13 protein-coding genes and 1 riboswitch are annotated in these 12,330 nt (G+C 45.1%); of the genes, 10 read left to right on the top strand and 3 right to left on the bottom strand.

Going from position 1 to position 12,330, the window contains the following annotated elements:
* The first annotated feature begins 44 nt into the window (after positions 1-44).
* A riboswitch (cyclic di-GMP riboswitch) is annotated at positions 45-136 on the top strand.
* Between the two features lie 41 nt (positions 137-177).
* From QU597_RS25275 to QU597_RS25255, 5 genes are all read left to right on the top strand, one after another.
* Positions 178-1,077 (top strand): DUF6612 family protein, encoded by a 900-nt coding sequence (locus tag QU597_RS25275; RefSeq protein WP_310830336.1) that lies wholly within the window; start codon positions 178-180, stop codon positions 1,075-1,077.
* Between the two features lie 189 nt (positions 1,078-1,266).
* Complete coding sequence (locus tag QU597_RS25270; protein WP_310830335.1) at positions 1,267-2,679, top strand: ABC transporter substrate-binding protein; 1,413 nt, start codon at positions 1,267-1,269, stop codon at positions 2,677-2,679.
* Positions 2,680-2,742: 63 nt separating this feature from the next.
* Positions 2,743-3,711 (top strand): carbohydrate ABC transporter permease, encoded by a 969-nt coding sequence (locus tag QU597_RS25265; RefSeq protein ID WP_310830334.1) that lies wholly within the window; start codon positions 2,743-2,745, stop codon positions 3,709-3,711.
* Between the two features lie 3 nt (positions 3,712-3,714).
* On the top strand, positions 3,715-4,569 hold the full coding sequence (locus QU597_RS25260; protein WP_310830333.1) for a carbohydrate ABC transporter permease: 855 nt from the start codon (positions 3,715-3,717) through the stop codon (positions 4,567-4,569).
* 129 nt (positions 4,570-4,698) lie between these two features.
* Positions 4,699-5,190 carry a cysteine hydrolase family protein gene (locus QU597_RS25255; protein ID WP_310830332.1) on the top strand — a complete coding sequence of 164 codons (492 nt, stop codon included), beginning with the start codon at positions 4,699-4,701 and terminating at the stop codon, positions 5,188-5,190.
* A gap of 88 nt (positions 5,191-5,278) precedes the next feature.
* Here the strand turns inward: QU597_RS25255 and QU597_RS25250 are convergent, their stop codons facing one another.
* Complete coding sequence (locus QU597_RS25250; protein ID WP_310830331.1) at positions 5,279-6,376, bottom strand: hypothetical protein; 1,098 nt, start codon at positions 6,374-6,376, stop codon at positions 5,279-5,281.
* Between the two features lie 434 nt (positions 6,377-6,810).
* Here QU597_RS25250 and QU597_RS25245 point away from each other — a divergent pair, with 434 nt between their 5' ends.
* From QU597_RS25245 to QU597_RS25225, 5 genes are all read left to right on the top strand, one after another.
* Positions 6,811-7,947: a copper amine oxidase N-terminal domain-containing protein gene (locus tag QU597_RS25245; RefSeq protein WP_310830330.1), complete on the top strand. Its 1,137-nt coding sequence runs from the start codon at positions 6,811-6,813 to the stop codon at positions 7,945-7,947.
* Positions 7,948-8,009: 62 nt separating this feature from the next.
* Positions 8,010-8,660, top strand: coding sequence for a hypothetical protein (locus QU597_RS25240; protein WP_310830329.1), 651 nt, complete (start codon positions 8,010-8,012; stop codon positions 8,658-8,660).
* A gap of 79 nt (positions 8,661-8,739) precedes the next feature.
* On the top strand, positions 8,740-9,207 hold the full coding sequence (locus QU597_RS25235) for a nucleoside deaminase (protein WP_310830328.1): 468 nt from the start codon (positions 8,740-8,742) through the stop codon (positions 9,205-9,207).
* Between the two features lie 188 nt (positions 9,208-9,395).
* The gene (locus QU597_RS25230; RefSeq protein WP_310830327.1) at positions 9,396-9,845 is read left to right on the top strand and encodes a hypothetical protein; all 450 of its coding nucleotides are present in this window, start codon (positions 9,396-9,398) and stop codon (positions 9,843-9,845) included.
* 181 nt (positions 9,846-10,026) lie between these two features.
* Positions 10,027-10,932: a GNAT family N-acetyltransferase gene (locus QU597_RS25225; protein ID WP_310830326.1), complete on the top strand. Its 906-nt coding sequence runs from the start codon at positions 10,027-10,029 to the stop codon at positions 10,930-10,932.
* Positions 10,933-10,994: 62 nt separating this feature from the next.
* Here the strand turns inward: QU597_RS25225 and QU597_RS25220 are convergent, their stop codons facing one another.
* The gene (locus tag QU597_RS25220; RefSeq protein ID WP_310830325.1) at positions 10,995-11,618 is read right to left on the bottom strand and encodes a TetR/AcrR family transcriptional regulator; all 624 of its coding nucleotides are present in this window, start codon (positions 11,616-11,618) and stop codon (positions 10,995-10,997) included.
* Positions 11,599-12,219 (bottom strand): hypothetical protein, encoded by a 621-nt coding sequence (locus tag QU597_RS25215; RefSeq protein WP_310830324.1) that lies wholly within the window; start codon positions 12,217-12,219, stop codon positions 11,599-11,601. The genes QU597_RS25220 and QU597_RS25215 overlap by 20 nt, the downstream gene beginning before the upstream one ends.
* Positions 12,220-12,330: the final 111 nt, after the last annotated feature.

The following is a 12,330-nucleotide window of genomic DNA, read 5'->3' as shown; positions in this document are numbered from 1 at the left end:
TAAAGGGACAAGCATCCCGGAAGTTAAATCCAATAATCGAATGTCCGCGTTAAAGGTAAAATCCCCGAAAGAGGATGACACAAAGCCATGGGTCTAAAGCCGCCGGATAGACGGTCATGATTGCCAGGCTGCATAGGGATATCTATGATTAACGCAAGGACCCGAAAGGGGAACTACATGAAGAAGGTTTCAAAAACAGTAGGTACAATTATGGCCGCAGGTGCATTGCTGCTGTCCGGAACGGTGGGCTGGATGCCTGGTCCTGAAGTAGCCTCAGCAGCAACAACAGCTGCCAAACCGCCTACCGTGGATCAAGTCATCGGCAAAGTAACAGCAGCTGCCAAAACGCTGAAAAATTTCCACCTGGATGTGATCAAGAAACAGGAGATTCAGACCGGCGGAGTGAAGGTCAGCAACACCAACACGCTGAAGCTGGATATCAGCCGTCTGCCGAATTTTGCGGCTGCAGGCAATGTGGATATCAGTTTACTGGAAACATCTTACGATTTATATGCCAATGATAAGGAATTCTACTATCTTGTAGACGGAAGCGAACTTATTGCTGATTCTGAGGATACAGCCGCAGATACCGGAGAAGATGGAGAGGTTAGCAGCTCTGATGCAGTAACGGACGGCGACGGAGAGCCCATCGATCCTGAGGCACAGTATTGGCTTGGACTGGAGAAGCAGGAATGGGAGTCTTTTTATTCCAAAGCCCAGTATGATCCTGCATCGATGCTGAATTCGGTTAAAAATGTTAAAAAGTCGATGAAAGTTACTACTGTCGGCACCCAGACTGTTCTGCAGGTTACGGTAACCGATCCGGCAGCGGCTAAGGGACTCATTGCCCTCTACGACCAGGAAAATCTCTGGGACGGCGAGACGCTGGAGCCGAAAAGCGCGACCTGGAAATTGTTCCTCAATACCAAGACCTGGCAGACAGAAAAGCTGACCGTGGATCTAAGTTATGCGCTGGCTGCGGACGGAACAAAGGATACATATACCACAAAAATTGAAGCTAAATATTCTAAGAACAACAAGGTTACACCGATTACAAAACCTGCTGAACTAGAATAATAGAACATTTGAGAGCATGAGGCGCCCGGGCATAGCCCGGGTGTCTTTTTTTGTCTAATAGGGAGTGAAATCCAAAAATAGTGGAATTTCTCCCAATGGCAGGTGACTTATGTCCGGGATCCCTAGGTTCTATAATATGAATGCGGTTACATAAAACCGAGTGATTAAGAAAAAAAGGGGAGGCAAAGTATGAAAAGTATGAAACGTGTTTTAGTAGGAATCTCCACATTGCTCGTGATGTCATCTGCTCTCGCAGCGTGCGGCGGTAACTCAAATTCAAACTCGAACTCAAACGCATCAAGCCCAACTACAGCCCCGGCTGCAAACGCTACCGAAGCTCCGGCAAAGAGCAATGGTGAGAAAGTCACCATCAATCTCTGGAGTTTCACGGATGAGATTCCGAACATGACCAAAAAGTATATTGAAACCCATCCTGATGCAAATGTAGAGTTCAAAACCACAGTTATTGCTACTACCGATGGCGCTTATCAGCCAGCTCTTGACCAGGCCCTGGCTGCTGGTGGTAAAGATGCCCCGGACATTTATGCAGCAGAATCAGCATTCGTGCTCAAGTATACGCAAGGCGACGCTTCCTCCTATGCAGCGAATTATGCTGACCTGGGCCTTGATGACCAGATGGTTAAGGATGCGGGCATCGCCCAATACTCCGTAGATATCGGCAGTAAAGACGGACAGCTGAAGGGTCTAGGCTACCAGGCGACTGGCGGTGCCTTCATCTATCGCCGCTCGCTTGCCAAGGATGTGTTTGGAACAGACGATCCTGCTACAATCAAAACCGAAATTGGCCCGGGCTGGGATAAGTTCTTCGAAGCAGCTGCCAAGGTAAAAGCTAAGGGTTATGGCATGGTATCCGGTGATGGAGACATTTGGCACGCAATTGAGAACAGTTCTGACACAGGCTGGCTTGTTGACGGCAAGCTTCATATTGATCCTAAGCGTGAAGAGTTCCTTGATCTCTCCAAAAAGCTGAAAGACAATGGCTATTACAATGATACGACTGACTGGACAGAAGCTTGGTTCGCAGATATGTCCGGTTCAGGCGCTCAACCGGTATTCGGCTTCTTCGGTCCTGCTTGGCTCATCAACTATACGATGAAAGATCAAGTGAAAGATACAAGCGGCGACTGGGCTGTAACTGAGCCGCCAACAGGATTCTTCTGGGGAGGTACTTGGTTGCTTGCCAACCAACAAGTTACCAAGGATGATGCTAAGAAACAAGCAGTTGCTGACTTTATCAAATGGGTAACACTCGATACTTCCGAAACAGGCCTCCAATATTACTGGGCTAACGGCACTATGAAGGAAGGCGAGCAAGGTACTAAGGATAGCGTAGCTTCCTCCGTAGTTATGAGCAAATCCAATGGTGAAGTTCCATTGCTCGGCGGACAGAATATGTTCGATGTATTTGTTCCAGCTAATGCTAACGCTTCCGGTAAGAACTTGACTCAGTACGATGAAACGATCAATAAGCTCTGGCGTGATCAAGTGCGTGAGTACACAGCGGGTAACAAGTCCCGTGATAAAGCGCTCGCAACCTTCAAACAGCAAGTTAAAGACCAGCTTAATATTGAAAGCGAATAAGCGGTAGCAGAAGGGGCGGGCGAGTTTTCCCGCCCCTAATATCAATTAATATGAGGTGAGAGCATGCGCCGCAAAGGTGTCAACTATTCGAAATTCGGCTATATTTTTACCTTTCCGTTTGTCCTGGCATTTCTGATCTTCTCGCTGTATCCCATTTTATATACGGCATTCATCGGATTCACCAATATGCAGGGACTCATACCGAAACCAATCCACATTCTGGATAATCCTTTTCAAAACTTCAAAGATCTCCTGTTTGACAACCCTTCATTCAGGAAGTCTCTAATCAATACGGGAGTACTCTGGATTCTCAACTTTGTTCCCCAGATTATCCTCGCACTCCTGCTCACTGCATGGTTCACGAACGCGCGTCTTAACATAAAGGGGAAAGGCCTGTTCAAGGTTTTGCTCTATATGCCTAATATTATCACTGCGAGTACAATCGCCGTACTATTCAGCACTTTGTTTGCCTATCCGGTAGGCCCTGTGAATAGCTTATTTGATATGATGGGATGGTCCCACGCACCGATTAACTTCCTTCAGGATAAGTCAACGGCACGTGGCATTGTGGCGTTCATCCAATTCTGGATGTGGTACGGTAACACGATGATCATTCTTATTGCTGGCGTTATGGGTATCAATCCTGCGCTCTTTGAATCTGCGGCGATTGATGGTGCTAACGGGTTCCAGACCTTCTTCCGCATTACGCTGCCGAGCCTGCGTACCATTTTATTGTTCACATTGATTACATCCATGGTCGGTGGTTTGACTATGTTTGATATTCCGCAGCTGTTCCTTGCAGGCGGACCGGATGACTCTACCCTCACCACTTCTATGTTTATCTACGGGCAAGCGTTCAAGGGCAGCTATCTGTATAACCGCGCTGCAGCAGCGAGCATGATCATGTTCGTAATTTCCGGGATTCTGTCAGGCTTCCTGTTCTACCTGATGCGTGACCGTGATGAAGCTAAATTGAAAAAAGCACAAAAAACTTATAGAAAAGCTGCCAAAGCAGCCGTGAGGGAGGTGTAGACCATGGAAAAAATTAAGAAAAGCAGTGCCGTTAACACAAAAATAAGCAAGACAATCATTTATATCATCTGTATCTTCTTGGCGGTGCTCAGTATTCTTCCGTTCTGGATCATGTTTGTCAATGCCACGCGCTCTACACCAGAAATCCAAAGCGGCCTTTCACTGCTTCCTTCGTCCCACCTGTCGAGAAACTTGCATGTACTGCTCGACAAAAGCTTTGATCCGCTTCACGGATTTCTGAATTCATTGATTATTTCCACTTTTGCAACGCTTTGCACAGTCTATTTCTCGTCCTTGGCCGCCTATGGACTTGTGACCTATAAATGGAAGCTGCGCAAGCCATTCTTTACTTTCATTATTTGCGTAATGATGATTCCATCCCAGGCCAGCGCAATCGGTTTCTATCAGTTTATGTATAAACTGCATTGGACCAATAGCTTCCTTCCGCTGATTCTGCCTGCAATTGCAGCGCCTGCGGTAGTCTTCTTCATGCGCCAGTATCTGCTGGCAACGTTGTCCCATGAGATTGTGGAAGCTTCACGTGTGGATGGTTCCGGTGAAATCAAGACATTCAACCGGATTATCCTGCCGCTGATGATGCCAGCTGTAGCGACACAGGCGATCTTTGCCTTTGTAGCCAACTGGAATAACCTGTTCATGCCGATGATACTGCTGACCAGGAAGGAAAAATATACGATGCCGATCATGGTAAGCTTACTTAAGGGCGATATTTACAAGATGGAGTTCGGCTCAATCTATATGGGATTGGCTTTGACATCTCTGCCGCTGTTCGTGGTTTACTTCCTCCTGTCCCGGTATATTATCGCGGGTGTAGCACTCGGAGGCGTGAAGGAATAACGAATTATATAGGCCAGTTCAGAAGATCGCCTCATTTCAAATGAGCGGTCTTTTTTTCTTGCTTTAGTTGGCTTCACGCCTGCAATGTTGTACGATATCGGCATAACGTTTCCTACAAGGAGGTTCTTAATGAAGCTGGGCTATTTGATTATCGATATGCAGGAAATCCACGTGCGGGATCATGTGGACAAGAAAACATTGGACCGGGCCTGTGAATATATCAATTATGTCTCAGATATACTCCGGGCGAAGGACCAGCTGATCATTCATATTCAGGATATTGAAGGCATGGAGGAAGCAACGAAGGAGCACTATAATATCATTCCCGAAGTTCAAGTGTCGGATAGTGATCTGAAGGTAACCAAAGAGTACTCCAATGCGTTCTGGAAGACGGAACTGGAGCAGATTTTAACGGATCATGGAGTTGAGCTGCTGATCATTTCCGGCTTCTCGGCTGAGCATTGCGTGCAATTCACCTATAATGGGGCAAGTGAGCGCGGCTTCCGGCCGGTTCTGCTGCAAAATGGAATTCTGAGCGCACATAGCGACGTAATCATTTCTGCACACAGAGACCGCAACCTGATCTCTTATCCGGTAATCCCTTATCTGATTAATCAATAAATGTTGAAGACATCCTGTCCGTCTGCAGTAGTTGTTACTGCAGGCAGGCGGGGTGTTTTTGTGACTTCGGTTTGATATATAGCCGCCGTTATGTTAATTTTAGACCGCTAAAGCGGCCGGATTCGTCAGTCTGGAGAAATAGCCCCGCATGCTCATGGTAGAAATCGGGACATAACGTTTGCTCTGCGTACTCCATATCACCATTGCCGGTATTCCAGACGGAGAGACCGTTATCTTGCCCCCATAACACAAGCTTTCCGTGTACCTGTGCCATTTGGGCATGCGGATAATAGACTCCTTTTATGTCCGACTGCATTCGGTATCCAGGCATTTTCACAAAGAATTTCTTCCGCTCTCCGGTCCTGACATCAAAAAAAGCCAGTATAGTAGAATATTTATCATCCCCATATATCTCTAGTTCCTCTTCTTCGTACATATCGGAAGAAATCTTGCCCCACACCGCGAACGTATGATCATCCATCCAGACTATAGGATAGTCCCAGTCCTCCAGATACTCCCACACGTTATGAGCAGTCGGACCGTCTTCCGCCTCCCAGCAGTTGGCGATCCAGGAGGGAAGATGCCAGGCGCGGATGCTGCCGATAGGATGCCATATCCACCCTGTGTTAACGATCCATTCCCCGTCTGGTGAGACATGTAGCTTGCCATAGAAATAATCGAGGTAATGTTCCGACCTCACTTTGTCCTCGCTATCGAATACTGGCGATTCACGCCCGGTCAGCAGCGCACCGGACTCCATGTCCAGCATATCCAGACGCCTCCATTCTGTGCCCTTGATAAGAACCGTACGGTTATCTAACTCGGCGAAGGCCAGGGGAAAGGTACAGGTTTCATAATGATAGTCATCCCGGGACAGCTTCATCACCTCTTGAAGACTCTGCAGATCATAAAGCGCGGCATTCTGGCCGAAGCGGTTGGAAATAGCCGCAAACCGTTCATTCCTTGAGAGGACAATCTGCTGCGGATGTGCGGGATTGAACCCGGGGATGTCCACTTGCAGCAGCTTGACTGCAATCCCCGAATGCAGTTCAAGCCGCCAGAGTTCTCCCTCCTGATTTAAGGCCAGCAAGGATACCGCCTGCGGCTCCATTCCTCGCAGGGCGTGCATATCCATCACTGTACCGGGATTAGGCACTAATGCAGGAAAATTAATAGTTTCGAACATAATAGGAGGCCTCCTTACAGATTGTGGAATACTTTGGATGATGTTGATAACTAGTTTAACAGAATAAATAGTCTGTAGAGAACCTGAAGCTCATTAGAAGCGCATGTCACAGCAAAGGTTCTTATTTTGGTAGATTTGATTTATAAAATTGAGGAAGGGAAAGGAGTAACAGAGGGGGATTTTGGAACTGTAGGAGCGGAAGCGTCCGCCGAAAGCTTTGCGCAGAAAAGCTAGCATCGGAAGCATAAGCTGTCTTCAGATTTCTGCCGCTAGCAGCGGTTAAAATAAAGAAATATGCAGACAATAGCGGCCGGAAGTCCAAACATTCACCGTAGTTGCGACGGAACCTGTTCTACTTCAATTTATATAGAAACTTTTTCCAATGCGCCTCGTCCAATATTAAAGAGAACTAATGATGAGGGGAGATTGGCACAATGAGAAAATGGAAGCTTTCAATTGGCATTCTGGCGGCAGCCATTGCTTTAAGCCCGGGTTCCGTGTCCGCTGCGGCGGATAGCCATATTCTGCTGAATTATAAAGAGACTTTACTTGGAAGCAGCCAGGTGGTTACGGGGGGAACTACGCTTGTTCCGCTGCAGCAGCTGGCACAGACGATGGGCTATGCCCTTAGCTGGAACCAGAGCACTAAGTCTGCGAAGCTCGTTCGTCCCGGACGCGAAGTTACAGTGACAGCCGGTGTGATCAACTCCACAATAGACGGTAAAGCGTCAGCCTTGACCAAAGCTCCACGGATCCTGAAAGGTAAAATCTATGTGCCGCTGGTATCAGCGGTCAGTGCAATGGGCGGCAAAACGGTGTACGACAAAAGCAGCAACAGCCTGAATATTGTGGATGAGCTCCGTTATTCGGTCGCATCTGCCCAAGGCAGATTCTACTGGGTCTCACAAAAAAATGGTGATGTCTTCTACAGCGCCTCATCTGCCGGCAAACCCGTGCTGATCGGCGAACTTCCGTTTGGTGATTTGCCGTACACGCATGCCCTGGAGATTAAGAACGTAGGTAAAGGCTATGATCTGCTGCTGCTTACTGATAACCACTATGCGATGTTTAATGATTTCAGCAATGGTTACCAGGCTCTGATTCAAGGCGGGAAAATAGTAAAGCAAATGGAATATCACTACAGCGGCGCTTCCTATATCAAAGCCCCGCTGTTAAAGACTACACAGCTCTATATGACCGACGGCAAGAGCATCCAGTACATCAACAGTGATGGCAGTCTGGGCAAGCTCTTTGACCTGAAGACAATCACAGGAACGGAAGGAAACTTCTCTGTTGAGTATGCTTCCGAGGACATAATCCTGGTGCGTTTAATGACAAACACGCGCTTGTATGCCATTCATACGGCGAGCGGACTAGGCTCGAATCTGAGCGAGAAGTTAATTAGCAGCGAGGACCGTAAGGAATGGGATCGGGCAGATGGGACAGATTCCTTTTATCTGACCAAAATGCTGGTGCTGAAGAAGCGGGAGGGCAATGTGATGACGTTCACCTATGCCACGCTGCCTGACGGGAAGGTAAAGACTGTAACATATAATGTGACTTCGCCGTAAACGCTGTGCAGATGAAGAGAGGGTGAATTGCTTTGCAAGGAAAGATGAAAGGGTGAGGAGTCATGGAAGGAAATGTGTTAGAGCGTTTACCAAACCCAATACTCTTAAAAAAGCTAATGAAATTCCAAGCATCATTAAATATTATTCTTTGTCAAGATGAATGGCTTCGTTACCATAGCTTTGTTCAAGATTGGGATGTGGGTGTTTGTATGGCGAAAATAGATAATGGAGCAGGTGATCATCTAATTATTTTGTTTTCCTCTGAAGGCTCCATAATAAAAGGCTTCGATCATGAATCTGAATTAAGCCCATATGCGCAGGATGAACATAAAGTATGGCAAGGGATTTATGATGATGTTCCAAAGGAATTATTATCTTTGCTTGAAGATGATGCAATTGAAAAAGACGATGTGACTTTTTGTATTTGGCGTAAAAACAGTGACATTAACTGGCACAAGGGAAAAGTTGATATTCCAAAAGGTGAAAGCGATGGCTCTGATTTTTTAGTGGGCGGTATATTCCTTACACCAGAGGATTTTGTAGAATTTGCAATAGGTTATTTTGAATGTTCACCATCATTAGATGTTGTTGCAAAAATTTACGATGATTTCCCCATTACGGAAGAGATGATCCATATCTTAAATCCCAACTGTGATGTAAAGAAAGTTCTTCAAGAATTAGAGTTATTACGCTTAAGGGGTCAGAGTAGGTAATATGTGATTACGCTATAATCGTAAATCACATTCCATTTTGTTAAAACTATCATAGAGGGTAGAAGGAAGGGAAAGAATAATGAGCCAAGACGAACTTTTCATGAAAGAAGCAATTAGACTTTCTCAACTTGCTGTTGAGCATGGTAACGAACCTTTTGGTGCAGTATTGGTTAAAGATGGTGAAATTGTTTATAGTAACGAGAACCAGATTTATTCAGCGACTGATCCAACGTTCCATGCAGAAGCAGGCTTGCTACGGAAATTCTGTGCAGAAACACACATAACCGATTTACAAGATTACACGTTATATTCAAGCTGTGAACCATGTTTTATGTGCTCTGGTGCGATGGTTTGGACAAAGCTTGGGCGACTCGTTTATGCCGCCAGTGATATCGATCTATGTGATCTTTTAGACGAGCAGGGAAGCAATGCTTCTCAAATTGTATTTGGAAACTCATACCATAAACCTGAAGTTACAGGCGGAATATTGCGAGAAGAAAGCCTAAAAATATTGTCCAACTATTTCCCGCAAAACAAAAAAGGCTAAACACTCTTAAACTCCTATTTATTTATAAAGGCTTTACTTTTGTGACCTACAAGCAGCTTGTATTGGCTAACGGGAAACGACAGATCCATAAAAACAAGAAGGCAGCCGATCAACGTGAGGGCTGCTTTTATTCTACTAACGGGCAGCATTCCTATTTGTTATAAAAATAAATAAATGGTGGGGTTACTTTGCGCGCAGTTAAACACATAATGCTATGGGTTATTTCATCAGTTTTATATACCTTGGCATACTTTGGATTGGAGCTTCTGGAAGGGAATAAAATAAGCACAACTGATTACTACGGTTTTCGAAACCTGGGGTTTGTTACTATTTTTTTGATGTACCTTCTTTCGTCTGTGCTATACCCCATTGTACTGTTTCCTTTAGCCTGGGTTGTTCGAAAGTTAGCAAATCCTTTTATAGACCGTTTAATGATTTTAGCACTGAGTGGTATTGGAGGATACGTTTTATTCCACATGTCTTACGAATCACGATTTATAGAGGAATATCATTTGGATAGTAGGACGGCTATTATTCTTTATGTCATTGCAGGGTTCATCTATGTTCTGGTAGATTACTATCTTGAAAAAACAGATTCGCTTTATAACGACTCTAGTTCAACTAAAGAGGAACGTTAGCTGAATACAAAGGGATCCAAGTCTACAATGTCATTCAAATTTACATTAACGGAGCAGCTAGCATATTTGATTCTGTTGGCGGATGAGCGGGTCATTTCTTTTTAAAACATTCTGGGAATATCCTTACCCATTGACGGCTCCTATAATAAGAGGCATCAAGCGTTACAGGAGGCTAAAGGATATGCCAATATCATTTAAACCCTATACCCGTGTACCCGGTTTTACTCCGGAGTTTCAGCGTGTTCATGAGTTTCTATTCCGGCTGAATGATCCGGAGGTTATTAATGAAGGATTTTTGTGGGGGCGCTGGGAGTGGATGTTTTCTTTACCGTTCCTGGATACAGCGAATCTCCATAAAATCGGGATCTGGGAGGACGCCGGGAGAATCGTGGGACTCGCTACCTATGAACAAAATGTCGGTAATGTCTGGTTTAGTGTGGACCCCGGTTATGTTTTTTTGAAGGAGGAAATGCTGCTGTATGCCAAAGACTCGCTAAGAAAAGACGGGGAAGTCCAGGTACTGATCCGTGATTCCGACAGTGATTTTCAGCAGATTGCCGCCGGGCTGGGTTTAAAACCCACGCAGGAACATGAGTGTAATGCTGTGATCCCCATCGAAGAATCCTTAATGAAATACACCTTGCCTGAGGGATACCGTATCGTCAGCCTGGCGGATGAGTTCGATTTAAACAAATATAATAAAGTGTTGTGGCGCGGGTTCAATCACGAAGGAGAAGCGCCAGAAGCCATCCAGGATCTGCTGGATAGACAGACGGAGCTCTCCGGCCCTCATGTGGATCTGAATCTGAAAATTGCCGTTGCCGCCCCGGACGGCCAGTTTGTTGCTTACTGCGGGATGTGGCATCTGCCCGGGAATGATTATGCGCTGGTAGAGCCTGTTGCAACCGATCCGGCGTACCGGATGAAGGGTTTAGGCAAGGCTGCGGTTCTGGAAGGCGTCAGACGATGCGGAGAACGCGGGGCGAAAAGGGCGTATGTCGGTTCATCCCAGCAGTTCTACTACAGCATCGGGTTTCGCCCGTATTCGACCGAGACGTGGTGGAAGCACAGCTCCGTCCGTAAGTAACGCTAAAAAAGAGATGTTCTATGAGCAGGATACCGCCGCCACCAAAAGCCATGCGTCTTTTTTTAGGACGATTCCCCTATAATCCGCTTGATACCTGCCTCATAAAAAGGGTACATATTCTCAAGTTCCATAATATGCGTTTGAATGGGTACTCCATACATTAAGGCGAATAATTGAGATACTACTTCATTATACTGGGAAGGATGTATCTTTTTTATCTCCGAAAGATGGTAGTTAAAAACTTGCTGCAGGCTCAGCGGCTCTACCTGTTGTTCAAAAGCTTCCTGATTAAAGAGATAATACTCGTAAGGTGAAGGCTCGATAGCGGGTGGTTTTTCGGTAAGCTTACTGTAATATTGAATGAGTGATATCATGATTTTTTTACCGGGAACCGTATCCTCACAAATCGATTGAAATACTTTATACAATCCTGCTTCACCTGGATACCTTTTGCGGTGGATATCAAAACTTCTATCATAAAGCCACTTGCAAATAAAGTAATCTAACACCTGTTCTTTGTAGCTGAAGTTTTTAAAAAAAGTTACTTTAGTTGTATTAATGTTAGAACACAGTTCTTCAAGGGTTAAATCATTAATACTTTTCATTCTTAGCAGACGAAGCATCTCCTCCAGAATAGAAACCCTCAGCAGAGCTGCTTTTTTTTCTCTAATCCCGAAATTCTCCATCTCTTTGCTCCTTCTTGGACCTGCTTCTAATCCAGGCTACACCGTTTACTAGTAAGATAGCGATAACCACAATATAAAATACTACAGTTGATATGCTTTTGATAATTGTAAAAGTACTTGCAACATATACAAGGCTTATGGGTACTGCCGCTTTGTACGAAAGCATCATAAATATCATGATGTTCTCTAGGTAATCAAATAACATTGCTGCCATTGGGAGGGCTAATACGGTTTTTGAGAAAGAGGAGTATATAGGAAAGGCTGATGTAATCTTCACCTTATTATATAGACGAATCAACAAAATGAAAGTAGATAATCCAGTCAAGCAATTTAGGATAGGAAACATAATATCGAGGGGTAACTGCACATGCAGATAGAGTGTATAGCCTTCTTCAGATAACTGAGTTAGAAACCTATGCGCATACTCATAAGTATACCCCAAAGGATTCATATCAAAGATCAAGAGATCACCAGCCTCTCGGCTTGTTCGTGGAATAGAATAGTTCTGCATGATGGCATAAATAGATTGGGACAATAATAGAAACAGCAACCAAAGCTTAACCGTTACAGTTTCAAGACCTTTAACCAGCCTATTTATCATGAGAAGACCTCCAGAGAATTAAATTAACCGCAGTAAATAAATTAACTAGGGTTAAACATAATATAAGGGGAAGCCGACTCCAAGTCAACAGCGTATTATGGGATTTTATGA

It is taken from the genome of Paenibacillus pedocola (assembly GCF_031599675.1).
Classification (GTDB): domain Bacteria; phylum Bacillota; class Bacilli; order Paenibacillales; family Paenibacillaceae; genus Paenibacillus_AQ; species Paenibacillus_AQ pedocola.
This window is presented reverse-complemented; position numbering and strand designations above follow the sequence as displayed.